Below are 23,853 nucleotides of genomic sequence, written 5' to 3'. Positions count from 1 at the left end.
CCAAAATATATATGAAAAAGATACTTGTAGCCAATAGAGGTGAAATTGCCATTCGGGTAATGAAAACCGCAAAAAAAATGGGACTCAAAACGGTGGCGGTTTATTCTACCGTGGATCGCAATGCGCCTCACGTAAAATTTGCAGATGAGGCCGTGCTGATTGGAGAAGCCCCTTCCAACCAATCCTATTTACTAGGTGACAAAATAATTGCCGTTGCTAAAGAACTAAATGTCGATGCCATTCACCCGGGATATGGTTTTTTAAGTGAAAATGCCGATTTCGCTGAATTATGTGAAAGCAACAACATCACTTTTATCGGTCCAAAGTCGAAGGCCATAAAAATAATGGGAAGTAAATTGGCAGCCAAAGATGCCGTAAAGGAATACGACATCCCAATGGTACCCGGTATTGACAAAGCCATCACCGATGTTGATAAAGCCAAAGAAATTGCCAAAGACATTGGCTTCCCAATTTTAATCAAGGCTTCTGCGGGAGGTGGTGGAAAAGGCATGCGTGTGGTAGATTCCGAAAAAGACTTGGAATCCCAAATGACACGCGCCATTAGTGAGGCAACCTCAGCCTTTGGAGACGGATCGGTGTTTATTGAAAAATACGTGGCCTCTCCAAGGCATATTGAAATTCAAGTGATGGCAGATACCCACGGCAATGTTGTTCATTTATTTGAACGAGAATGTAGTGTACAACGTCGTCACCAAAAGGTGGTTGAAGAAGCGCCTTCTTCGGTATTAACGCCCGTCCTTCGCGATAGAATGGGTGAAGCCGCTGTAAAAGTTGCCAAGGCCTGCGACTATGTGGGAGCTGGAACCGTGGAGTTCTTATTGGATGAACAACACAACTTCTACTTCTTGGAAATGAACACTAGATTACAGGTTGAACACCCCGTAACAGAATTGATTACAGGAGTGGATTTAGTGGAACTTCAAATAAAAGTAGCTCAAGGAGAAGTACTTCCTATCAAACAGGAGGATTTAAGTATTAAAGGACACGCTTTAGAGTTACGTGTGTATGCAGAAGACCCTTTAAACGACTTTTTACCTAGTGTAGGTCATTTGGAAACCTACCAACTTCCCGAAGGACCAAACATCAGGGTTGACAATGGTTTTGAAGAAGGCATGGACATTCCTATCTATTACGACCCTATGCTTTCAAAATTGATCACTTACGGTAACACCCGTGAAGAGGCTATTGAAACAATGCTGGAAGCCATAGACAATTATCACGTAAAAGGCGTCGCTACTACCCTGCCATTTGGAACCTTTGTCTGTAAACACGAAGCCTTTAGATCTGGAAATTTTGACACGCATTTTGTCAAAAAATATTACGATCCAAAAGCCTTGGAAGCTGAGTTTCATACAGAAGCTGAAATTGCGGCACTGATTGCCTTAAAACAGTATTTGGAGGACCAAAAACTATTGAGACTCCCAAATAATTAATAACCAAATAAGACATAAAAATATTCCCGTATGGAATCTAAAATAAAGCAACTTAACGAAAAGCTCTCCCAAGCGTATTTAGGCGGTGGAGAAAAGCGCATCACTAAACAGCACGACAATAAAAAACTAACGGCTAGAGAACGTATCGACTACTTTTTGGATGAGGGTTCTTTTGAAGAAATAGGGGCCTTGGTAACACACCGAACCAAAGATTTTGGCATGGCAGACCAACAATTTTATGGAGATGGTGTGGTAACTGGTTATGGAACCGTTCATAGTAGGCTTGTATATGTTTTCGCGCAAGACTTTACCGTATTTGGTGGATCACTTTCCGAAACTCATGCCGAGAAAATATGCAAGATTATGGATTTGGCTGTAAAAGTGGGAGCGCCACTTATTGGCCTTAACGATTCTGGCGGGGCTAGAATTCAGGAAGGGGTTCGTTCGCTTGGTGGTTATGCTGATATCTTTTATCGCAATGTTCAGGCTTCAGGAGTCATTCCTCAAATTTCAGCCATCATGGGGCCTTGTGCTGGAGGGGCGGTTTATTCACCTGCCATGACCGATTTCACTTTAATGGTTGAAAACACCAGTTATATGTTTGTTACGGGCCCTAATGTGGTGAAAACAGTAACCAATGAAACCGTTACTTCCGAAGAATTGGGAGGAGCTAGCACACACGCTTCAAAATCTGGGGTTGCCCATAAAACCTCAGCCAATGACATTGCCTGTTTGGAAGATATCAAAGCTTTATTGAGTTATTTACCCCAAAACAATACAGAAGCTCCTAAATCCATTCCTTTTGAATTAAAGCATGAGGTTAGAGAGCAATTGGAACATATCATTCCCGATAATGCCAACAAACCATATGACATGCACGATGTGATTTCAGGTATTATCGACACCAATTCCTTTTACGAAATCCATAAAGATCATGCCGAAAACATCATTGTAGGATTTGCAAGATTAGGTGGGCGAAGTATTGGTATTGTGGCCAACCAACCTATGTTCTTGGCGGGTGTTTTAGATGTCAACAGCTCTAAAAAAGCAGCACGTTTCGTTCGTTTTTGCGATTCATTCAACATCCCCCTTTTGGTGTTGGAAGATGTGCCTGGTTTCCTCCCTGGAACCGATCAAGAATGGAATGGTATCATTGTTCATGGAGCCAAATTACTCTATGCTTTCAGTGAAGCTACGGTACCTAGAGTGACTGTAATTACAAGAAAAGCCTATGGTGGTGCTTACGATGTAATGAACTCCAAGCATATTGGAGCCGATATGAACTTTGCTTGGCCAAGTGCCGAAATTGCCGTTATGGGAGCTAAAGGCGCTGCCGAGATTATCTTCAGAAAGGAAATCAAGGAAGCCGAAGACCATGAGACTAAATTGAAAGAGAAAGAAGCCGAATATGCCGAAAAGTTCGCCAATCCATACAGTGCAACGGAACGCGGATTTATCGATGAGGTCATTTTGCCACAGGATACCCGAAGAAAATTGATCAAAGCTTTTGCCATGTTACAAGACAAAAAAGTAGATGGGCCAAAACGCAAACACGGCAATATTCCACTGTAAACAAATCTGTTAAAAAATTCGATTTTAATTGTATCTTTATGATACAGTTATTAATCCAATTAGTTATGAAAAGAGTTTTTTTAGGAATCATTTGTTTCCTTTTAACGGTACCTATCTGGTCGCAGACCCCGGAAGAAATGAAAGCTTGGCAAGACAATATGACGCCAGGTGCGCCACATAAATACTTGGCCTCCATGGATGGAAATTGGGATGCCACGGTAAAGATGTGGATGGATCCTTCGCAGCCAGCAAACATTTCAAAAGCCTACACAGTTAATGAAATGATCATGAATGGCCTTTACCAACGGTCTACCCACAAAGGAGAGATGATGGGAACGCCTTTTCTTGGTGAAAGCATCATTGGTTATGATAATGCCAAAAAGAAGTTTGTATCGTCTTGGATAGACAATATGGGCAGTGGGATTATGTATATGGAAGGAGATTATGATCCTGATAAGAAAATTTTAACCTTGGAAGGGTCCATGATTGATCCCGCCACTGGTAAAGACACTTGGATTAGGGAAGTGCTCACATACAACAACAATGATTCCCATACCTTTGAAATGTTTGTTCTCAAAGACGGTAAGCAAATCAAAAATATGGAAATTGTTTATACCAGAAGTAAATAACAAATGACTCCATTCTAAAACAAAAATAACAAAGGCCTTCATCAAAAAACAAGCAAATTGATGAAGGCCTTTTAATTTCAATCTCATGAAAAAACTTAATCAACTAGCGGCTACAGCCATTTGTGGTAATGATATTAGTTCCTCCTGTCTTTATGTGTCGGCATTGGCCATTATTTATGCAGGACAATTTGCTTGGATTTCGTTACTTATAGTTGCTTTAATTTTATTCCTTTTCAGAAAAATTTACGGTGAAGTGGTAGGAGCGCTTCCGCTTAACGGTGGCGCCTATAACGCCCTTTTGAATACCACCAAAAAATCAACAGCGTCCTTTGCTGCAGCCCTTACGGTATTGTCCTATATGGCGACTGCGGTAATTTCTGCCAGTGAATCGGTGAAATACGCACATAGTCTTTGGAATTTTATCCCCGTGGTAGAAACCACCATTGGGCTTTTGGCCATATTTATGCTGATTGTTATTATGGGTATTGGTGAATCTTCAAAAGTAGCCATTACCATCTTTATTTTCCACCTTACCTCCCTTACCCTCCTTTGCTTGTTTTGCGGGTTCTATTTGTTCCAAAACGGATTAGAGGTACTATTCACAAACTTTAAGCACCCTATTGAAGGAAGCGTGGCTACAGCCTTGTTTTTTGGCTTTGCCGCTGCAATGCTTGGGATTAGTGGCTTTGAAAGTTCTGCCAATTATGTAGAAGAACAAGCTGAAGGAGTTTTTCCTAAAACCCTCCGAAACATGTGGATTATTGTCACCATTTTTAATCCTTTAATTGCCTTTTTAGCTTTGGCAATCATCCCGATGGCCACCATACATTCCAATGAAGAAACCCTTCTTTCCTTTATGGCGAATACCGCTGCTGGCAATTGGTTGTTCTACATTGTTTCCATTGATGCTGTATTAGTATTGAGTGGAGCTGTGCTTACGTCCTTTGTGGGTGTTGGAGGACTTGTAGAACGTATGACATTGGACCGTATTTTGCCAAGTTTCCTATTGAAGAAAAACAGACGAGGGAGTTCCTATCTCATCTTTATCACATTTTTTGTACTATGCGTTACTGTTTTGTTAATCACCGAGGGGAACTTACAGGCCTTGGCAGGAGTTTATACGATTGCCTTTTTAAGTGTGATGATTTTATTTGGATTAGGTAATTTACTGCTCAAAATAAACCGAAAACAATTGCCTCGCCCCGAACGTGTAGGCCCAATTGCACTTTTTCTAGCCATTGCAGGGGTAATTACAGGTTTGATAGGTAACATTATCCTAAAACCTCAATATTTAGCCATTTTCTTGGAGTACCTCATCCCTACCCTTTTAATAGTAGGTTTCATGTTACTGCGTGTACAAATCTTGGAAGCCATCTTATATTTCATTAATTATATCACACCAAAAGGCGTTCCTGTATTTGATAGGATGGACACAAAAATCCTTAGGTACATTCGAAAAATCAACAGTCAGGAGTTTGTATTTTTTACCAACCATGATAACGTAGCCACCCTTAACAAAGTACTGCAATACATTGAAAGAAATGAGCATACAAGACGCCTGAAAATTGTTTCTGTAGTGCCTCCGGGTACGGAAGTAGTTCATAATTTGGTAGAAGATTTACAAGTTTTGGATCGTGCCTATCCTGATATTTTTGTGGAATTTGTAAAAGAAGAAGGCCACTTTGGTCCTGCAAAAATCAAAGAACTTTCCAAGCGCTGGAACATTCCTGTCAACTTCATGTTTATAGGAACTCCCGGTGAAAATTTCAAATACAGAGTTCAGGAATTGGGGGATGTTAGGGTAATCATTTAGGTCAGAAAATATATATAGGCTACATTTGCATATGCAACAACCCATCCAAGAACAAAGCAAGCCTAACATAGAATTTATTGCACTAATGGCCTCCCTAATGGCTATTGTAGCACTTTCAATTGATGCCCTTCTACCTGCACTTCCAGATATAGCTGAAGATTTAAATGTAACTGACCCTACTAAGAACCAGCTGTTGATTACCATGATCTTTTTAGGCTTGGGATTTGGGCAGCTGATATTCGGGCCGCTTTCGGATAGTTTTGGCCGAAAGCCTATTATTTACACCGGATTTTCTCTTTTTGTAATTGCAAGTATTCTTTGCGTAACAACCAACTCATTTGAAGTTCTAGTCTTTGGACGAATTTTACAGGGTATCGGACTTTCAGCGCCACGAACCATAAGTATTGCCATGGTAAGAGACACTTACAGCGGGGATAGGATGGCACAGGTGATGTCCTTTGTGGTCATGATTTTTATTTTGGTGCCGGTAGTAGCCCCTACTATGGGGCAATTCTTGATTACTTTTTATGATTGGCACTCCATTTTCAACCTCAACCTTATTTATGGCCTATTGGTACTGTTTTGGTTTTGGAAGCGCCAACCCGAAACCCATCCCAAGCAAAACCACACCAAACTTTCCTTGAATCTTTTTGTAAAGGGTACTAAAGAGTTCTTTAAGTATAAAGAAGCTGTTGTCTACACTATTGTTTCCGGGCTTATTACGGGTTCATTTATGGTCTATCTAAGTACCTCCCAACAAATTTTCGAAAATCAATATCATTTGGCAGATCTGTTTCCATACATATTTGCCAGTTTAGCCATTGCTATAGGGTTTTCCACATTTTTGAATAGCACTTTAGTAATACGTTTTGGTATGAAACGTATCGCCTTTATGGCAGCAATAGCTTACTCCATTGTCTCTATCCTGTATGTGTTTTTGTTTTGGTCTGGCGTAAATCCGCCTTTATCCATTCTATGGACGTTCTTTGGATTTCAATTTATTTCCATAGGATTTTTATTTGGAAACCTACGCTCCTTAGCCATGCATCCTATAGGTCATATCGCGGGCATTGGAGCAGCCATCAACGGATTTGCCTCTACCATCATGGCCGTTCCTATAGCCAATTACGTAGGAAGTTTTGTCACAGACAGTGTCTTGCCTTTGTTCATTGGTTTTTCCTTGTGTGGCCTCGTATCTGTGTTACTTTTTCTGACCATTAACGGTAAAAACTACTCTTAATTACGCAATTCCTAAGGTCTTTATGATATCAATCACCGACCCGATGATATATTCCACCCCAATGGCAATGACTATAAATCCAATAATTCTTGACAAAGCATTGATTCCTGAAGCCCCTAAAAACTTCACGATATAATGTGAACTCTTTAAAATGATATAAATAAGCACCGAAACCAGAAACAGAGCCCCCAAAATAGTACAGATTTGATGCGATGCTTGGTATTCTTGATTATAGGTAATCAATAAAGAAATAGTTCCCGGCCCTGCCAACATAGGAATTGCCAAAGGTGTCAAGGCGATGGCTTCTCTGGTTTGGATGTCTTGCTGTACACGCTCGCGTTTCATCCCCTTATGCTCCCTAAACTTACCTGTGAGCAAAGCGAACCCAGAAGAGGCAATAATAAGTCCACCTGCAATTTTTAAAGCAGTTAAACTAATTCCGAAAAAGGATAAAATATACTTACCTGCAAAAAAAGACAGCAATAAAATAATAAGGGCATCCAAGGACGTCCAAAATGCCGTGACCGCTCTTTCTTTTTTACTGTGTTCCATGGTCAATCCTACAAACACAGGCACTGTTCCTAAAGGATTCATAATCGAGAACAAGGCTCCAAAACTCACTAAAAATAACTCCATTGTTTTTTCTGCAAAGTCAGCATATTTTCGGGTATTTCAGGTTACCTAACATTTAAACTTTAGTGAGCAAATTGTTAGCCCTAATACCTCAAGAAATTCTCCTTATTTCTTAATATGATCAGCTTTTAAATATGATTTCCAACAAGCAGAATTCATCTGGAATTACTTCCTTCTTCTGGTATTTTGGCGTTTTGGCTCCTTAATGCGCACATACATCAATTTAAAGCGGCCATTACCAGTTTCGCGCTTATCAATTTCAAAGTTGTTGATAGAGCTTATGAGAGGGGTTAGCTTTTGAAACCCATAATTTCTAGAATCGAAATTAGGTTGTTTCTTTTGAAGCAAGCTGCCCACGTCTCCTAAAAATGCCCAACCGTCATCGTCTGCCAAATCTGAAATAGTGGATGCTATAAATTTGATATCCTTTTCGGTGATTTTATCATAAGTACTCTTGGATGCAGTAGTTTTTTCGGCAGTGCGATCATCATTTTCTTCCCCTTGCGACTTCAAAATTTCAATATAGATGAATTTATCACAAGCCACAATAAACGGATTCGGGGTTTTCTTCTCGCCAATACCATACACCTGCATGCCTGCTTCACGAAGTCGTGTGGCCAAACGGGTGAAATCACTGTCGCTGGAGACCAAACAAAACCCGTTCACCTGACCAGAATACAAAATATCCATTGCATCAATGATCATTGCCGAATCGGTGGCATTCTTCCCCGATGTATAGCCATATTGTTGTATAGGGGTAATGGCATTTTCCAACAATACGGTTTTCCATTTGTTTAAATGTGGATTGGTCCAATCTCCATAAATGCGCTTAATAGTGGGGTTTCCATATTTGGCAATTTCTTCCATCATCTCCTTTACATAAGCTGAAGGAATATTATCTCCATCAATAAGCACGGCTAGTTTTATATCCATAGGGCATAGTTATTTTGTTTAAAGGTAGCATTATTTTAATGTTTCCAAATTTTCAAAAGGATATAAAAGAAAAAGCCGCTTCGATTTCTCGAAGCGACTTTCTCACTCACCAACCAATCATTTGTTAAAATTGAAGGTCTGCTACAATATCAAATTCATCATAGATTACCTTATCTTTCAAATCGTTGTAGAAACTAGCCGAACCGTATCTAACGTTGTACTTGCTACGGTCAATTTTTAATGTAGCACTAGCTTTGCTTCCATATACTGAAATTTCAAAGGTAGCAGGATGTGTTTGTCCCTTAATAGTTAAATCTCCTGTTACTTCATAAGAATTTTTCCCTGTGGCCTTTACGGAATTAAAAACCATTTTAGCTGTAGGATAGTTGTTTACTCCAAAGAAATCATCAGATTTTAAGTGTCCATCCAACTTGTCCTTGTATTCACCAGATAAATCAGTAGACTCCAAAGAGGTCATATCAATGGTAAATTCACCGCCAGTAAGGGTTTCTCCATCAAATCTTAGAGTTCCAGATTTCAAGGCAATAGTTCCTTCGTGAGAACCTGCTACTTTATAACCTTTCCATACTACTTTACTATCTGTGGTGCTTACGGTCTTTTGTTGTGCTTCAACGGTTGCTGTAAATGTTGCAAATGCAATGATTGCAAATGTTAATCGTTTCATTTTGTATATGTTTTTTATTGTTAAATAATTACAGTACAAAGTTGCCCCACAATGCCCGAAAATAAAATGGCATAGGTTACAAAAAGAAGTTAAACTAGATTAACTTTTAGGCCTCCTTGGCCAACTGACGTTTGATTTTACTTAGGAATTCCTTGGTAATACCCAAATAGGAAGCAATCATATATTGAGGAATGCGCTGCTCTATCATAGGATAGGTCTCCTTAAAATAAAGGTAACGCTCCTTGGCGGTCATGCTGAAGTTGCGGATGATTCGTTTTTGGGAAGCAGCCAAACCTCGTTCCAGAATCTTTCTAAAAAAACGTTCCAGTTTTGGCACCGCTGCATACACCTCTTCAATAGTATCTACATGAAACTGAGCAAAGGCGGTATCCTCCAAACACTGTATATTGAACTGTGCAGGCTCCTGACTGATAAAACTCCCAATATCCGAACTCCACCAATCTTCCACACATAACATAATGATGTGTTCCTGCCCTTCATCATCCACATAAAACATACGGGTACATCCCTTAAGGATAAAACTACTGTGCTTGCATACATCTCCTTGTTGTAAAGCATATTGACCTTTCAAATAGCGCCGAATAGTAATGTGTTCCGCCAAATAACGTTCCTCTTCAGGAGTAAGGGTTACATGCTTTTGTATATATGCTAACAGAGGCTGAATGTCCATAAAACTGTATAAAAGTAGACTTCAAAAATAAGGAAAATTACGCAGCTCTTTGCCAACAGTATGATGCCCATAATACACTGCAAAAAAGACACCTGCAATTAATTCCATTGTTAATAAATCTGAAAATGTGCTAGTTATCAACAATCACATCATGTTTTAATTTAATTTCTTAAATTAGAAGAACATAGCCTCTTTTCTTACGTTGTCTTACAAAATTAATACTGAGAAGATGAAAGCATTCACCATCAAACAAGCCCCAATTCCAATAGACATTTACCAAGATTTAAGGAATCGTTGTGGACTATCAGACAAAACCGAACAAGCCTGTATTATTGGTCTTAGGAATTCACTGTACACTGTGATTTTAGAAGTAGGTGAATCTATAGTTGGTATGGGCCGTCTTGTGGGAGACGGAGGCTGTTTTTGCCAAGTGGTGGACATCTGTGTGCTTCCGGAACACCAAGGAAATGGCTATGGCAAAGCTATCATGGCACAAATTTCCAAATATATCAACAAGCACTTGCCATCCTCCTGCTCTGTAAGCCTCCTTACCGATAGGGATGCGCCTATTTTATATAAAAAATTTGGGTTTCAAGACACCCTTCCCATTACCAAGGGAATGTACATTAAAACATAACAACAACCTCATGGATATCACTGTTGAAACTACTATAAATGCTCCAATTGAACTTGTATGGGATTTTTGGACCAGCCCAGAACACATCACCCATTGGAATTTTGCTAGCGACACCTGGTGTTGCCCAAAGGCCGAAAACGATGTCCGTCCCGGGGGTGGTTTTAGTTGGCGGATGGAAGCTAAAGATGGTAGTATGGGATTTGATTTTGAAGGTATGTATCAAGAGGTTATTCCTTTAAAGTTGATTACTTCCAAACTATTAGACGCCAGAAAGGTATCCATCCATTTTACCACAAAGGACAACCTTGTTACTGTAAAAGAAACCTTTGAATCCGAAAATACCAACCCTATTGACCTGCAACGCTCAGGTTGGCAGGCCATTTTGGACAACTTTAAAAAGCATGTTGAATCTCATAAAGATTAACATCCCTTAAATAACCTTATTTCAACTTCTGCAACTTGGGGAGCAAAGGCGCATTTTTATCCTGATAAGGTTCCATATGCTGAATAATTTGATCCAACATGTCTATAGCTCGTAGAATATGCGGGCCTTTGTTCAACATGATACACTCTGCTTTGGTAGCTGTTACGGCATCTGTAATTTCAGAACGGCTTGGCAAGCCTTTTTTTGCTAAATTTTCCAATACCTGTGTCGCCCAAACAATAGGGATATGGCACGCATTGCAAAGGGCCAACATTTCCTTTTGGATATAGCCCATGTTTTCCCAACTGGTCTCGATAGCCAAATCTCCTCTGGCAATCATCACCCCTACTTTAGGAGCTTTCATGGCTTCCAACAAAATAGCGCTTAACTGATTGTAGGCGCCCTGTGTTTCTATTTTATAGATAATCCCCAGGGATTCCAAAACACCTAGTCCCTTTAGGTAATTGTGCATTTCTTTAACGTCCTCAACAGTGTTGACAAATGAAAAATTGACAATATCGGCGTATTCAGCAATAAACTTTAGGTTCTCTTTATCGGTTTGGGTCAAGCCGCGAATATCTAAATTGGAATCAGGAAAATTAATCCCTTTATCTGGTTTCAATTTGGAACCTTTTTCTCCGGCACGTAAAATTTTAATCGTGGCAACTTCATTATTCAATTCTGAGATGGTTCCTTTAATGGCACCATCATCAAAATACACCCGTTCTCCTTCTTTTATATAAGCAAATACCTCGGGTAAAGTACAGGATACTATGCAAGGCTCTTTTCCTTTTTTGGATTTTTTGGCCATCATAGGGGTTTTGGACAGCATCAGCGTATCCCCTTCTCTTAACACAATGGGCTTTTTCATTTCACCCGTGCGTATTTTTGGACCACCAATATCCATAGCTATAATGGTACGTTTGCCTAGTTCGGCATCGGCAGCTTTAATGTGCTTAATAATATGCAACCAATCTTCCTGCGAATCATGGGCACAATTAATTCTGGCAATCTTCATGCCCCTTTGAATCATCTGCTCCACATATTGCGGATCTTCAGCAGTAAACCCTGGCATGGTCACCATAATACGCTGCTTTCTGTTTCGTGGAGGTTCTCCAAATAAAAGCTTGGTATTTTTAGCTAGGATCTTGTCACTCTCTTCAATTGAAACCGTATACTTCTGAGGCCATTTACTTGGCTCATCTAGTAATTTGGACAAATAAAAGCGGGTGATTTTAACACTGGCCTCCGTATGGGCCTCTGCCCTTGCCAAACGAGACATTCCCAACACTCCCAGAGCGTATTGTAGATTGCGTAAATCAAAAGATCTTAGTGATAAATAATTGACTAAGTTCAAGGCACTTTTTTGATGATTGGGATGTATCTGCTCCAATCTTTCGGAAAAAGCCTGTCTGTCAAGGTGCATTTTTTCAAGGATTGCATCCAATTCTTGAACCATTGCTTGAAGATCTTTAGTACCCATGGCAAATGTTTCTACAAAGTTCTGAAATTAAAATGTCGCCCTAGATGATATCCCTCATTTCATTGGAAATATCTCAGAAAGTTTAAAGATACTCATTTTCAGGAGATCACTAAACAACCGAATACCATTCAATCTCAAACATTATCAACAAAATATTCGCAACAATTTAAAATTCAAGTTGTTAAAAAACTGCAGATAAAGTATCTTAGTACAAGGAATAGCCTTTACCTACATTCCAACTGGTATTGAGAATGCCATCACTAAAAACCAAAATTCAATGAAACTAAAGATGCTGCTTTTGTTGTTAGTAGGAACTTTATTAACAACATCCTGTAAAGAAACCAAAACAGAAACACCTAATTCTTCTGAAACTTCCAATGCTACAGTTTATTACAATGGAGACATTATTACCATGGAAGGTGACACACCTGAGTATGTGGAAGCTCTTGTTGTAAAAGATGGAAAAATTGCCTTTGCAGGGAATAGTAACGAGGCGATGACTGTGGCTGGACCTGGCCATAAAATGATTAATCTTGATGAGCATACCTTACTTCCTGGGTTTATGGATGGTCATGGTCATGCTTGGAATGCCGGATTTCAAGCCGTATCAGCCAATCTGTTACCAGCACCAGACGGAGAAGGCAAAAGCATCGACGATATCATACGCCTACTCAATGATTGGAAGGCTAAAAACACCGAAGCCATTTCAAAATACGGAGCCATCGTAGGGTTTGGATATGATGATTCTCAATTAAAGGAAAAAAGACATCCAACAGCGGATGATTTAGATAAAGTTTCCACCGAAGTACCTGTTTTTATCATTCACCAATCAGGCCATTTGGCCTCCACCAACCATAAGGGTTTGGATGCGGCAGGTTATATAGCAGGTGTCCAAGATCCCGCAGGAGGTTCTATTAGAAGAGAAGAAGGCACCGATATTCCCAACGGCGTATTGGAAGAAATGGCTAGTTTTATTCCCCTAATAAAGTTTATGTCGACTTTAGACACGAAAGCCAATGAACTTATCGCCAAAGCAGGTATAGAAGCCTATATTAAGTTTGGTTATACTACCGTACAAGAAGGAAGAGCAACCTCTGACAATTGTGAAACTTGGAAAACCTTGGCCAATAGAAATGAACTCCCTGTAGATGTAGCGGCCTATCCAGATATACAATCTCAAATGGATTATATGTTGGCTAATGGCGATAGCGATCATTATACCAATCATTACAGAATAGCCGGTGTAAAACTGTCTTTGGATGGTTCTCCTCAAGGAAAAACCGCTTGGTTAACCAAACCCTATGTAGTACCTCCTCCAGGAAAATCTAAAGACTACAGAGGCTATCCTGCCATCAAGGAAGATACGGAAGTTACAAGATTTGTAGATTCGGCCTATGCCCATAATTGGCAAATTTTAACGCACTGTAATGGCGATGCTTCAGGTGACCAATTGATAAAAGCCGTTACAAAAGCCACAGAAACTTATGGACAGAAAGACAGACGTCCTGTAATGATTCATTCCCAAACCGTACGTTTTGATCAATTGGATCAAATGAAAGCATTAGGCATGTCTCCCTCTTTTTTTAGCATGCACACCTATTATTGGGGTGATTGGCACCGCGATGAAACCTTAGGAAAAGAACGCGCTTACAAAATATCCCCAACGGCAACAGCTTTGAAAAAAGGCATGATTTTCACCGAACACCACGATGCCCCTGTGGCCTTACCTAGCAGTATCATGATTTTACATACTACCGTAAATAGAGTGAGTAGATCTGGAGATATTATAGGACCAGATGAAAGAGTAAGTCCATACATTGGTTTATGCTCCCTTACCAAATGGGCCGCCCATCAATACTTTGAAGAAGATTCCAAAGGCACCTTAAAAGCAGGGAAATTAGCTGACTTGGTAATTTTGGACCAAAACCCTTTAAAAATTGACCCTATGAGCATTAAGGATATCCAAGTCCTTGAAACCATTAAAGAAGGAAATACGGTTTATAAGAAGTAATTTTTCCTTGTCATTGTTACAGTAATATACCCTCAACTTTGGTTGGGGGTATTTTATTTGTAAAATAAAATACCTTATCTTTTAGCAATTAAATAGATACAATATTTCCCATTCCATTAAGTCTTCTTTCGTTTTACTTTCATCTGCTTTTAACTAAATTTGGCGGCTTTAAACAACCCAAAACCAAACTAGACAAAAAAAATGAAGCACCACTTACTTTGTTCTCTACTTGTTTTTTTTAGTATCAGAGCCTTCTCCCAAATCACTTTTGAACAGGGCTATTATATTGATAATACTGGCAACAAAATTGAATGTTATATAAAAAATAGTGATTGGAAAAACTCTCCTTCAGAATTTAAATATAAGCATAGGCTTGAAGGGGATGTAAAAACAGGAACTCTTGAATCTGTTAAAGAATTTGGAATATACAACTCTTTTAAGTACATCAAGAGAACTGTAGCTATAGATGTTTCTAAAGTTAGCTTAGAGAATTTAGACTATAATAGATCTCCAATTCTTGAAACAAAAGAGCTTTTCTTAAAGGTTCTAGTTGAGGGTAATGCCAATTTATTTTCTTATGTAGACGGAAAGCTAAGACGTTATTTCTTCAATAAAATGAACGACCCAATAACTCAACTAATCTATAAAACCTTTAAGGTTTCCGAATATAAAACTCAAGACAACAATGAATTTAAAGAACAGTTAAGAATTAACTTAACATGTCCTGATTTTACAATAGAGAAAATCAGAAAATTAGAATATAACCAAAAAGATTTAAGTGCTTTTTTTGTAGCATATAACTCTTGTCAAAATTCAACATCTACTGTATACAAAAGACAAAGTCGAGGTGAATTTAGTATAAACCTAAGACCTAGATTGAATTTTTCCTCTTTTGAAATTGACAATACTTTTAACGATTTCAAGGAAACTGAATTCGACTCCCAATTCAATCCTAGTTTTGGTATAGAAACTGAATTCGTTTTTCCCATCAACAAAAATAAATGGGCACTATTTTTTGAACCAACTTACCATTCTTATAAAACTGAAAAAACTTATGAATCCACTAGTGTAACCAGTGGTAATATTACAGCCAAGGTAAACTATGTCTCAGTTGAACTACCCATTGGAGTAAGACACTATTTTCATTTAAATCCAAAATCCAAACTGTTTCTTAATACTGCTTTTATATATGAAGTGGGCACCAAAAAAGATTACATTGAATTTAAATTAAATGGTGCGGATTTAAGAGGGATGCATATCATTTCCTATGCAAACTTTGCTCTTGGAGCAGGTTTTAAATATCACAACAAATACAGTTTTGAAATAAGGTACATTGAAAAAGGTAATGTGTTAGAAAGTTATCAAAACTGGACTTCAAGCTATAATAGCTGGTCCTTTATTTTTGGATATAACCTATTTTAAAACTAAAGAAATACAATTATCTCTTAAAGGGCGCCTATTGGCGCCTTTCTTTTTATCCTTATGTATTGCCTTTCAATTAATATAAATTAGGAACTTCATAAAACAAACTCGTTCGTTTTCATTATCTTAGACATAGGCTAATTCAAACATCACTAATCAATATGAACACAAAACTGCAGTTTATATTCCTCCTCTGTTTCATTCATATCACAGGTTCTGCTCAGACACAAAAACAAGACGTCATAAAAAATATGGATGGCAAACAAGCCTATTATTCTGAGATTGCGAAGCAATTATGGGAAGAACCGGAATTGGGTTATTTGGAAGAACGCAGTGCAGCACTATTGCAAAACGAACTCAACAAAGCAGGGTTTTCCATTGAAAAAGGAGTCGCTAATATTCCTACTGCTTTTGTGGCTAGCTATGGCTCTGGAAGTCCTGTAATTGCAGTATTGGGAGAATTTGATGCCCTTCCGGGAATGTCACAGGAAGCGGTTCCTTACCAACAACCAAGAGTTGAAGGTGCCCCCGGCCAAGCCTGCGGTCACCATTTATTTGGAACTGGAGCTCTTGCAGCAGCTATAGCTGTTAAAGATTGGCTGCAAACCACCAATACTTCAGGAACCATACGCTACTACGGCACCCCTGCAGAAGAAGGTGGTTCAGGGAAAGTGTATATGGTGAGAGCGGGTTTGTTTAATGATGTAGATGCCGTATTGACCTGGCACCCTTATAATGAAAACAATTCCAACCCCAGCACCAATTTGGCTACCATTTCCGGAAAATTCAGATTTAAAGGAACATCTGCTCATGCTGCCGCTGCCCCCGAACTGGGGAGATCGGCCCTAGATGCTGTTGAAAGCATGAACATGATGGTAAATTTATTACGAGAACACACCACGGAATCCACGCGTATACACTATGTCATTACTAAAGGAGGTGATGCGCCCAACATTGTCCCTGCCGAAGCTGAGGTTTACTATGTGGTCCGAAATGCTAATAGAGATGAAGTCAAAAATGTATGGAACAGAATTGTAAAAGCTGCGGAAGGGGCCGCTTTGGGTACAGAAACTAACATGGCCTACGAAATTATTGGTGGTACTTATGATAAACTCCCCAATGAGGCCTTAGCTAAAATCATGCATGATAACCTTACTTTGGTTGGAGGTATCCACTATAATCAAAACGAATTAGATTTTGCCAAAGCTATTCAAAAAACACTTTCCAAACCAGAACCTTTGGATAAGGCAGAAATCATCCAACCAATGGCCTTTACCTATGGAAAAGCTTCTGCCGATACAGCCGACGTTAGTTGGGCCGTGCCCTTAAGCCAAATTAGAACGGCAACTTGGGTACCCGGAACGCCAGCACATAGTTGGCAGGCCGTTGCAGCTGGAGGCAGCAGTATTGGCTTTAAAGGCATGATGGTAGCCGCCAAAACATTGGCATTGTCTGCCATAGATTTATACACTTCTCCAGAATTATTGAAAGACATCCGTACAGAGTTTAACCAAAGGCGCGGAACAGATTTTAAATATGAAGCCCTTTTAGGAAACCGGCAACCAGCTTTAGACTATCGCAAATAAACCATACTATGAATCAGCTAAATTTAAAAACATTGAATTACAGTATTTATATGCCGGACAATTTCACCTCCAAACCTTGGAGTGGCGGCAGCACAACAGAACTATGTATCTTTCCCCCTGAAGCTTCTTATCGAGCAATGGATTTTGATTTCAGATTGAGTACAGCTACTGTAGATGTGGAAACTTCAGAATTTACCAGACTACCAGGCATCTCCCGCCAATTGATGGTTTTGGAAGGCAATGTTACCTTAGAGCATCAAAATCATCATAGCGTTACACTTAATGAAGGAGACATTGATTGCTTTGACGGAGATTGGACAACCACTTCCAAAGGGAGTTGTACAGATTTCAACCTAATGACTTCCAAAGACATCATAGGGAAACTCACTGCTTTGGATTTGAAACTCTATAAGCGAACAAATTTGGAGATAGATAAAACGGCTTCCTTTTTCGGATTGTACCTCGACAAAGGTTCTTTAAGTATCTTCTTTGAAGACCAGCAGGTGAACTTGCAAAAAGGCCATCTATTTTGTTTTAAAGATCCTATTGCAACAACCTTGTCTCTGTTTGCTAATGCCAATTGCTTTGGGGTTGTTATAGAAATTGCAAAGGATTAGAAACGTTTTTTGTTATTCAAAATCAATTAATAATCTCACTAAATTTATTTGACTTCCTATGAAAACTGAAAGAGAAAAAATGATGGCAGGAGAGCCCTATGATGCACATTGTAAAGAAATGATTGATTTAAGAACCAAAGTCAAGCGTATTCTTCATAAACTAAATGTCACCGAATACTACACCGATAAATTTCAGGAGAACATTAATGAGCTTTGTCCAAATTCGGCAAAAGACATTCATTTAGAACCTCCCTTCTATTGCGATTATGGCGAACATATCTTTGCAGGTGAAGGCGTATTTGTCAATTTTGGCGCCGTCATCCTAGATGGAGCCAGGGTAACCATTGGCAAAAAAACCTTAATTGCGCCTGGTGTACATATCTATACGGCACAACATCCTCTAAACATTGAAGAGCGCAGGGTTTGGGAAGACTGTAAACCCGTAACCATTGGGGAGGAATGTTGGATTGGAGGACATGCCACCATTTGTCCAGGTGTAACCATTGGAGACAGAACCGTTATTGGTGCTGGCTCCGTAGTCACTAAAGATATGCCTGCAGATGTTTTGGCGGTTGGCAATCCTGCAAGGGTAATCAGGAAGCTCAATACCTAAACAATTTTATTTCATGAGTTGAATATCGGCAATTCTCTCAATGCGATTGCGTTCCAAAAAGGCATCAATAGTTTCAAAATGCTCAATTACTCGTTGATCCTTGAATTCAAATACTTTTTGCGACAAACCTTGAAGGAAATCACGATCGTGGGATACTAGAATCATTGTTCCGTCGAAGTCCAAAAGAGCTTCCTTCAACACCTCTTTAGATTTCAAATCCAAGTGATTGGTAGGCTCATCCAGAATCAGAAGGTTCACAGGTTCCAACAATAATTTTACCATTGCCAAACGAGTTTTCTCTCCACCTGAAAGCACGCCCACTTTTTTATCGATATCCTCACCAGAGAACATAAAACGCCCCAAAATATTCTTGATTTGGGTGCGAATTTCTCCTTGCGCTACTTCATCCACGGTTTGGAAAATGGTCATTTCGTTATCCAATAAAGACGCTTGGTTTTGGGCAAAGTATCCTACTTTTACGTTATGTCCCAATTGGCAAGTTCCTTCAACCTCTATTTCATCTAAAATGGCCTTGATCATGGTAGATTTTCCTTCTCCATTTCGCCCTACAAAACATACCTTCTCACCTCTTGAAATGGACATACTGGCATCTCGAAACACCACCTTATCCCCATAGGCTTTGGATACTTCCTTAACTGTTACAGGATAATCCCCTGAACGAGGCGCTGGTGGGAAACGTAATTTTAATGCTGAGGTATCGATTTCATCCACCTCAATAATTTCCAATTTTTCCAGCATACGCTCACGAGAAGATACTTGATTGGTTTTGGAGAATGTTCCTTTGAAACGTTCTATAAACGCCATATTATCAGCAATAAACTTTTGCTGTTCTTGATAAGCTTTTAATTGATGAGCGCGTCTCTCTTCTCGTAATTGTAAGTAATGAGAATAGTTGGCCTTATAATCATAAATACGACCCATGGTTACCTCAATGGTTCTGTTGGTAATATTATCGATAAAGGCCTTGTCGTGAGAAATCACCAAAACCGCATTGGCTTTATTCACCAAGAAATCCTCTAACCAAATCACAGATTCAATATCGATATGGTTGGTAGGCTCATCCAAAAGGATCAAATCCGGTTTTTGAAGCAAGATTTTAGCCAACTCAATTCGCATACGCCATCCACCACTAAACTCTTTGGTCTGTCTTTTAAAATCTTCCTGCTTAAAACCTAATCCCTTTAAGGCCTTTTCAACCTCGGCATCATAGTTCACTTCCTCCAAAGCATAGTACTTCTCTCCAAGATCGGCAACTCGTTCAATAATTTTCATGTATGCCTCACTTTCATAATCGGTTCTGGTTTCCAATTCCTTGTTAAGGGCATCCATTTCATCACGCATAGCAAACACATGCTTAAATGCTTTAGCAGCCTCTTCAAACACTGTACAATTATCCTCAGTCAACAAATGCTGAGGCAAGTAAGCAATCACAGCATCTTTAGGGCTACGCACATGACCTCTAGTGGCTTTTTGTGCTCCAGCGATAATTTTCATCATGGTAGATTTTCCCGCACCGTTTTTTCCCATTAGGGCAATCTTATCGGTTGGGTTAATCACAAAGGAAACATCTTTAAATAAAGTGGTTCCGTTAAATTCTACTGCTAAATTATCTATCGAGATCATGGTTTTAATTTTAAAGGCGCGAAGGTACTAAAAAGGGCAATGCTGTGGAAGATTTTATGAAAAATCAAATCCCATGATTTGCATTGCCCAATAAACTTAAAATATCTTGTGTTTTGGAAGGTCTTTAGTTCAAACTAGGAACCTTAAAAGTTCCAAATGGACTCTCTTCTTTCATCAGAGCTTCAATAGCTTCAGAGGTTCTAGGTGCTTCCGCTGAAAGGTTTACAGGACCATCTTCGGTGATTAGAATATCGTCTTCAATACGCACTGCAATCCCCCACCATTTTTTATCGCAAGGACTGCCATCCTGAATATAGATGCCTGGTTCCACTGTAATCACCATATTAGCTTCCAAATCACCTCTAAGTCCCGAGTCATGAACATCCAATCCTAAATAATGAGACGTTCCATGGGGAAAATATTGTCTTCCCTCTTCCAATGATTTTGTGATGCCTAATTTCATAAGCCCCTCGTAAACCACCTCTCTAGCGGACTTGTCTGGAGCTTTATAGGCACTGCCAACTTTGGAAGCTGCAATACCGGCCTCCTGGGCTTTGTATACCAAATCATAAATTGCTTTTTGTTCTTTCGTGAATTTTCCATTAGCAGGAATAGTTCTAGTCACATCAGCGGAATAACCATGGTACTCTGCCCCCAAATCCATCAATACCAAATCGTTTCCAACGTTGGTTTTGGAATTTTCGATATAATGCAACACACAGCCATTATGCCCTGCTCCTACAATACTCGGGTAGCCCTCGTACTCGCTCCCATATCGTTTGTAAATGTATTCATGGACCCCTTGAATTTCGGTTTCGGACATTCCAGGGTGCATCGCCTTCATAATTTCCCGTTGTCCCATAGCAGAAATTCGGACAGCTTTGGTCAACAATACCAATTCTTCTTCTGTTTTAATCTGGCGTAACCCAGCCATTAAATTGGATAAGGTTTTGGTATCCGTTTTTACATTGGTATTTTTTAAAGTTGCCTCATCTGGAAGTTCTGGATTCTCATTTGTATGGGAAATACTGAAATTATTTTGCCATTGCACTTGGTTTTTAAAGGATTTGATCAAATCGAACAAATCGGCTTTATCTCCTTTAGAATCTCTATAATCATCCTGAAATGGTTTGAAAAGAACGCTATCAAAACCAGCATAGTCAATTCCTGAATCCAAAAATTCCTTTCCATTCAAAGCGTTTTCAAATCCCAATTGTTTCTTTGCGCCTTCTACGCCCAAACGATAGCCGTTCCATTGTTCTGCCTGAGCATCGCGCTCTTGAACATAGATGATTTCATTATAAGAATCACCTTCAGCATCCGTTTGCATTTCAGAAAACACGACCAAAACGGCATGTGGTTCTTTGTACCCAGTGAGGTAATAAAAATCCGGATCTTGGTGGTATACATAATCCACATCATTGGCACGATTTCTTACCGCATTGGCAAAAAACACAGCCACACTATTTTCTGGCATAGACTCACGCAAAGCCTCTCTTCTTTCCTTGTGGAATTCAGCCGACAAATAATCTTGTGGAACATCTTTTTGAGCCTGTACCATTATACAAAACAGACTACTTAACACCATAAAAACGAGAGATTTCATATACTATAAATTTGTTAGCGTGTAAAAATAATAACATTCTTAAATGTACAATCCATTGCTTTTCTGTTTAACATAGTTTTAAACCCATTTTATGGGATGCCCTTTCTTCAAAACCAGATAAAATTCTCTACTTTTGCGCAACATTCAATATAATTTAGAAATGAAAAATACAGCCTTAACAGCCACTCATGAAGCACTTGGCGCCAAAATGGTTCCGTTTGCAGGATTTAATATGCCCGTACAATATGAGGGTGTTAATATAGAACATGAAACCGTTAGAAAAGCCGTTGGTGTTTTTGATGTAAGCCATATGGGCGAATTCTTGATTGAAGGGCCTCACGCTTTGGAATTGATACAAAAAGTAAGCAGTAACGATGCTTCCAAATTAGCTATTGGAAAAGCACAATACAGCTGCATGCCAAATGATGACGGCGGTATTGTTGACGATTTGATTATATACCAACTTAAGGAAGAAACCTATTTATTGGTGGTGAATGCCAGCAACATTGAAAAAGATTGGAACTGGATTTCTTCCAAGAATGATGTTGGTGCAGAAATGCGCAATTTAAGTGACAATTATTCGTTATTGGCTATACAAGGTCCCAAAGCCGTAGAAGCTATGCAATCTCTTACAAGCCATGATCTATCCGAAATTAAATTCTACAATTTTGTTGTAGGTGACTTTGCAGGTGTTGAAAACATTATCATTTCTGCGACTGGATATACAGGAAGCGGTGGATTTGAAATTTACTGTAAAAATGACGAGGTTCAACAAGTTTGGGATAAGGTGTTTGAAGCTGGGGCCGACTACGGTATCAAACCAATTGGTTTGGCTGCTCGTGACACTTTGCGTTTGGAAATGGGTTACTGCCTTTACGGTAATGATATCAATGACACAACTTCTCCTCTTGAAGCAGGTTTGGGATGGATTACCAAATTTACTAAAGACTTCACCAATAGCGAAGCTTTAAAACAACAAAAAGAAGAAGGTGTACAACGTAAATTGGTTGCTTTTGAACTTGACGAGCGTGGTATTCCAAGACAAGGTTACGATATTGTAGATACGGAAGGTAATGTTATTGGACAAGTTACTTCCGGAACCATGTCTCCTTCACTAGGAAAAGGTATTGGATTGGGTTATGTTCCTACTGCTCTTGCAGGCGTAGATAACAAAATCCACATTCAAATTAGAAAAAATGCCATTCCTGCAACCGTGGTAAAGCTGCCGTTTTACAAAGGCTAGCAAACGATTGTCCCAAATTAGGTAATTAATGCAGGAGGCCACAAATAAACATAGGATTTTAATTTTAGGAGCAAGCGGCTTTTTGGGCAATGCCCTTTACAAAGAGCTTTGCTCCTATTTTAAAACCTTTGGCACCTACCGCATTCCTAAAAGAGACTTTGAAGACAACGCGCATTTTTTTCCCTATAATGTGGAAGAAGATGACGTTATAGAAATCATTGAGGCTGTTAGGCCAACGATCATCATTTCTTCTCTTCGTGGGGACTTTCATGCCCAAACCATGGCGCATCAGCACATCGCCAATTATTTATTGGAAAATAAAGGCTGTAAGCTCATTTTCCTTTCCTCTGCCAATGTGTTTGATGCTTATAGTAAGTTCCCTAGTTACGAATTGGACAAAACCTTTAGCCATAGCATCTACGGGCATTTCAAAATAAAAATTGAAAACATGCTGTTGCGACTTCCCAAAAAACAAGTCGTTATAGCGCGCTTACCAATGGTATTGGGAACCCAATGTCCAAGAATCAAGGAGCTTAAACAGCATATTAGTGAAGGTACCGCTGTAGAGGTGTTCCCCAACATCATTATGAACGTAACTACAGACTATAAAGTCACTCAGCAACTTCACTACATTATCAATCGTAACAAATCAGGGATTTTTCATTTAGGAAGTACAGATTTGGTTCACCACGATGAATTCATCAAGGATGTAGTCCAACTTCTAACTTACAAGAATATCAACTTTAAACAGGTCTACACTACCAATGAAGATCGCTATTTGGCGGTTTTGCCCAAATACAACTTATTGCCCAAGCATCTTCAAATTTCCAGCACGCAGGTTTTAGAAGAACTTCACAAATAAAACAAGGCTTCCTCCAATAATTTTTTTAAATTTAAGGGTAACCAATTTTATATTC

Annotated in this window: 21 protein-coding genes; 14 read left to right on the top strand and 7 right to left on the bottom strand. The window is 39.3% G+C overall.

What is annotated here, in order from left to right:
- Positions 1-11: 11 nt before the first annotated feature.
- From accC to ZA06_RS12035, 5 genes are all read left to right on the top strand, one after another.
- Positions 12-1,454: an acetyl-CoA carboxylase biotin carboxylase subunit gene (accC, locus tag ZA06_RS12055; RefSeq protein ID WP_053977729.1), complete on the top strand. Its 1,443-nt coding sequence runs from the start codon at positions 12-14 to the stop codon at positions 1,452-1,454.
- A gap of 30 nt (positions 1,455-1,484) precedes the next feature.
- Positions 1,485-3,026, top strand: coding sequence for an acyl-CoA carboxylase subunit beta (locus tag ZA06_RS12050; RefSeq protein ID WP_053977728.1), 1,542 nt, complete (start codon positions 1,485-1,487; stop codon positions 3,024-3,026).
- A gap of 65 nt (positions 3,027-3,091) precedes the next feature.
- Positions 3,092-3,655, top strand: a complete 564-nt coding sequence (locus ZA06_RS12045; RefSeq protein ID WP_053977727.1) for a DUF1579 domain-containing protein — start codon at positions 3,092-3,094, stop codon at positions 3,653-3,655.
- 85 nt (positions 3,656-3,740) lie between these two features.
- On the top strand, positions 3,741-5,468 hold the full coding sequence (locus ZA06_RS12040; protein ID WP_053977726.1) for an APC family permease: 1,728 nt from the start codon (positions 3,741-3,743) through the stop codon (positions 5,466-5,468).
- Between the two features lie 31 nt (positions 5,469-5,499).
- Entirely contained in the window at positions 5,500-6,708 is a 1,209-nt protein-coding gene (locus ZA06_RS12035) for a multidrug effflux MFS transporter (RefSeq protein WP_053977725.1), read from the top strand.
- Here the strand turns inward: ZA06_RS12035 and ZA06_RS12030 are convergent, their stop codons facing one another.
- From ZA06_RS12030 to ZA06_RS12015, 4 genes are all read right to left on the bottom strand, one after another.
- The gene (locus ZA06_RS12030; protein WP_053977724.1) at positions 6,709-7,344 is read right to left on the bottom strand and encodes a MarC family NAAT transporter; all 636 of its coding nucleotides are present in this window, start codon (positions 7,342-7,344) and stop codon (positions 6,709-6,711) included.
- Positions 7,345-7,506: 162 nt separating this feature from the next.
- On the bottom strand, positions 7,507-8,274 hold the full coding sequence (locus ZA06_RS12025) for an NYN domain-containing protein (protein WP_053977723.1): 768 nt from the start codon (positions 8,272-8,274) through the stop codon (positions 7,507-7,509).
- Between the two features lie 124 nt (positions 8,275-8,398).
- The gene (locus tag ZA06_RS12020) at positions 8,399-8,959 is read right to left on the bottom strand and encodes a YceI family protein (protein ID WP_171971870.1); all 561 of its coding nucleotides are present in this window, start codon (positions 8,957-8,959) and stop codon (positions 8,399-8,401) included.
- A 106-nt stretch (positions 8,960-9,065) separates the two neighbouring features.
- Positions 9,066-9,650 (bottom strand): Crp/Fnr family transcriptional regulator, encoded by a 585-nt coding sequence (locus ZA06_RS12015; protein WP_053977722.1) that lies wholly within the window; start codon positions 9,648-9,650, stop codon positions 9,066-9,068.
- A gap of 229 nt (positions 9,651-9,879) precedes the next feature.
- On the opposite strand from ZA06_RS12015, the gene ZA06_RS12010 reads away from it, so the two are divergent.
- Together ZA06_RS12010 and ZA06_RS12005 are read left to right on the top strand one after the other, a co-directional pair.
- Positions 9,880-10,287, top strand: a complete 408-nt coding sequence (locus ZA06_RS12010) for a GNAT family N-acetyltransferase (RefSeq protein WP_053977721.1) — start codon at positions 9,880-9,882, stop codon at positions 10,285-10,287.
- Between the two features lie 10 nt (positions 10,288-10,297).
- Positions 10,298-10,711, top strand: coding sequence for an SRPBCC family protein (locus ZA06_RS12005; RefSeq protein ID WP_053977720.1), 414 nt, complete (start codon positions 10,298-10,300; stop codon positions 10,709-10,711).
- 16 nt (positions 10,712-10,727) lie between these two features.
- Here ZA06_RS12005 and ZA06_RS12000 read toward each other — a convergent pair whose 3' ends face one another.
- Positions 10,728-12,194, bottom strand: a complete 1,467-nt coding sequence (locus ZA06_RS12000) for a pyruvate kinase (RefSeq protein WP_053977719.1) — start codon at positions 12,192-12,194, stop codon at positions 10,728-10,730.
- 277 nt (positions 12,195-12,471) lie between these two features.
- On the opposite strand from ZA06_RS12000, the gene ZA06_RS11995 reads away from it, so the two are divergent.
- The 5 genes from ZA06_RS11995 to ZA06_RS11975 all read left to right on the top strand — a co-directional run bounded on the left by ZA06_RS11995 (position 12,472) and on the right by ZA06_RS11975 (position 18,443).
- Positions 12,472-14,205: an amidohydrolase gene (locus ZA06_RS11995; protein ID WP_053977718.1), complete on the top strand. Its 1,734-nt coding sequence runs from the start codon at positions 12,472-12,474 to the stop codon at positions 14,203-14,205.
- 201 nt (positions 14,206-14,406) lie between these two features.
- The gene (locus ZA06_RS11990; protein ID WP_053977717.1) at positions 14,407-15,627 is read left to right on the top strand and encodes a hypothetical protein; all 1,221 of its coding nucleotides are present in this window, start codon (positions 14,407-14,409) and stop codon (positions 15,625-15,627) included.
- A 161-nt stretch (positions 15,628-15,788) separates the two neighbouring features.
- A complete protein-coding gene (locus ZA06_RS11985) occupies positions 15,789-17,213 on the top strand; it encodes an amidohydrolase (protein WP_053977716.1) in 1,425 nt (474 codons plus the stop codon).
- A gap of 8 nt (positions 17,214-17,221) precedes the next feature.
- The gene (locus ZA06_RS11980; RefSeq protein WP_053977715.1) at positions 17,222-17,830 is read left to right on the top strand and encodes a HutD/Ves family protein; all 609 of its coding nucleotides are present in this window, start codon (positions 17,222-17,224) and stop codon (positions 17,828-17,830) included.
- Between the two features lie 58 nt (positions 17,831-17,888).
- The gene (locus ZA06_RS11975; RefSeq protein WP_053977714.1) at positions 17,889-18,443 is read left to right on the top strand and encodes a sugar O-acetyltransferase; all 555 of its coding nucleotides are present in this window, start codon (positions 17,889-17,891) and stop codon (positions 18,441-18,443) included.
- Between the two features lie 6 nt (positions 18,444-18,449).
- Here the strand turns inward: ZA06_RS11975 and ZA06_RS11970 are convergent, their stop codons facing one another.
- Positions 18,450-20,087, bottom strand: a complete 1,638-nt coding sequence (locus ZA06_RS11970; protein WP_053977713.1) for an ABC-F family ATP-binding cassette domain-containing protein — start codon at positions 20,085-20,087, stop codon at positions 18,450-18,452.
- A gap of 124 nt (positions 20,088-20,211) precedes the next feature.
- Complete coding sequence (locus ZA06_RS11965; protein WP_053977712.1) at positions 20,212-21,693, bottom strand: aminopeptidase P N-terminal domain-containing protein; 1,482 nt, start codon at positions 21,691-21,693, stop codon at positions 20,212-20,214.
- Between the two features lie 160 nt (positions 21,694-21,853).
- On the opposite strand from ZA06_RS11965, the gene gcvT reads away from it, so the two are divergent.
- The gene (gene gcvT / locus ZA06_RS11960) at positions 21,854-22,936 is read left to right on the top strand and encodes a glycine cleavage system aminomethyltransferase GcvT (RefSeq protein ID WP_053977711.1); all 1,083 of its coding nucleotides are present in this window, start codon (positions 21,854-21,856) and stop codon (positions 22,934-22,936) included.
- A 28-nt stretch (positions 22,937-22,964) separates the two neighbouring features.
- Positions 22,965-23,798: a sugar nucleotide-binding protein gene (locus tag ZA06_RS11955; RefSeq protein ID WP_053977710.1), complete on the top strand. Its 834-nt coding sequence runs from the start codon at positions 22,965-22,967 to the stop codon at positions 23,796-23,798.
- The last annotated feature ends 55 nt before the right edge of the window (positions 23,799-23,853 follow it).

This window comes from Mangrovimonas xylaniphaga (genome assembly GCF_001280435.1).
Classification (GTDB): Bacteria; Bacteroidota; Bacteroidia; order Flavobacteriales; family Flavobacteriaceae; genus Mangrovimonas_A; species Mangrovimonas_A xylaniphaga.
This window is presented reverse-complemented; position numbering and strand designations above follow the sequence as displayed.

What these genes read in the sequence shown, in the direction of transcription:
- accC (WP_053977729.1), top strand. Translation starts at nt 12, where the DNA reads ATGAAAAAGATACTTGTAGCCAATAGAGGTGAAATTGCCATTCGGGTA.
- ZA06_RS12050 (WP_053977728.1), top strand. Translation starts at nt 1,485, where the DNA reads ATGGAATCTAAAATAAAGCAACTTAACGAAAAGCTCTCCCAAGCGTAT.
- ZA06_RS12045 (WP_053977727.1), top strand. Translation starts at nt 3,092, where the DNA reads ATGAAAAGAGTTTTTTTAGGAATCATTTGTTTCCTTTTAACGGTACCT.
- ZA06_RS12040 (WP_053977726.1), top strand. Translation starts at nt 3,741, where the DNA reads ATGAAAAAACTTAATCAACTAGCGGCTACAGCCATTTGTGGTAATGAT.
- ZA06_RS12035 (WP_053977725.1), top strand. Translation starts at nt 5,500, where the DNA reads ATGCAACAACCCATCCAAGAACAAAGCAAGCCTAACATAGAATTTATT.
- ZA06_RS12030 (WP_053977724.1), bottom strand. Translation starts at nt 7,344, where the DNA reads ATGGAGTTATTTTTAGTGAGTTTTGGAGCCTTGTTCTCGATTATGAAT.
- ZA06_RS12025 (WP_053977723.1), bottom strand. Translation starts at nt 8,274, where the DNA reads ATGGATATAAAACTAGCCGTGCTTATTGATGGAGATAATATTCCTTCA.
- ZA06_RS12020 (WP_171971870.1), bottom strand. Translation starts at nt 8,959, where the DNA reads ATGAAACGATTAACATTTGCAATCATTGCATTTGCAACATTTACAGCA.
- ZA06_RS12015 (WP_053977722.1), bottom strand. Translation starts at nt 9,650, where the DNA reads ATGGACATTCAGCCTCTGTTAGCATATATACAAAAGCATGTAACCCTT.
- ZA06_RS12010 (WP_053977721.1), top strand. Translation starts at nt 9,880, where the DNA reads ATGAAAGCATTCACCATCAAACAAGCCCCAATTCCAATAGACATTTAC.
- ZA06_RS12005 (WP_053977720.1), top strand. Translation starts at nt 10,298, where the DNA reads ATGGATATCACTGTTGAAACTACTATAAATGCTCCAATTGAACTTGTA.
- ZA06_RS12000 (WP_053977719.1), bottom strand. Translation starts at nt 12,194, where the DNA reads ATGGGTACTAAAGATCTTCAAGCAATGGTTCAAGAATTGGATGCAATC.
- ZA06_RS11995 (WP_053977718.1), top strand. Translation starts at nt 12,472, where the DNA reads ATGAAACTAAAGATGCTGCTTTTGTTGTTAGTAGGAACTTTATTAACA.
- ZA06_RS11990 (WP_053977717.1), top strand. Translation starts at nt 14,407, where the DNA reads ATGAAGCACCACTTACTTTGTTCTCTACTTGTTTTTTTTAGTATCAGA.
- ZA06_RS11985 (WP_053977716.1), top strand. Translation starts at nt 15,789, where the DNA reads ATGAACACAAAACTGCAGTTTATATTCCTCCTCTGTTTCATTCATATC.
- ZA06_RS11980 (WP_053977715.1), top strand. Translation starts at nt 17,222, where the DNA reads ATGAATCAGCTAAATTTAAAAACATTGAATTACAGTATTTATATGCCG.
- ZA06_RS11975 (WP_053977714.1), top strand. Translation starts at nt 17,889, where the DNA reads ATGAAAACTGAAAGAGAAAAAATGATGGCAGGAGAGCCCTATGATGCA.
- ZA06_RS11970 (WP_053977713.1), bottom strand. Translation starts at nt 20,087, where the DNA reads ATGATCTCGATAGATAATTTAGCAGTAGAATTTAACGGAACCACTTTA.
- ZA06_RS11965 (WP_053977712.1), bottom strand. Translation starts at nt 21,693, where the DNA reads ATGAAATCTCTCGTTTTTATGGTGTTAAGTAGTCTGTTTTGTATAATG.
- gcvT (WP_053977711.1), top strand. Translation starts at nt 21,854, where the DNA reads ATGAAAAATACAGCCTTAACAGCCACTCATGAAGCACTTGGCGCCAAA.
- ZA06_RS11955 (WP_053977710.1), top strand. Translation starts at nt 22,965, where the DNA reads ATGCAGGAGGCCACAAATAAACATAGGATTTTAATTTTAGGAGCAAGC.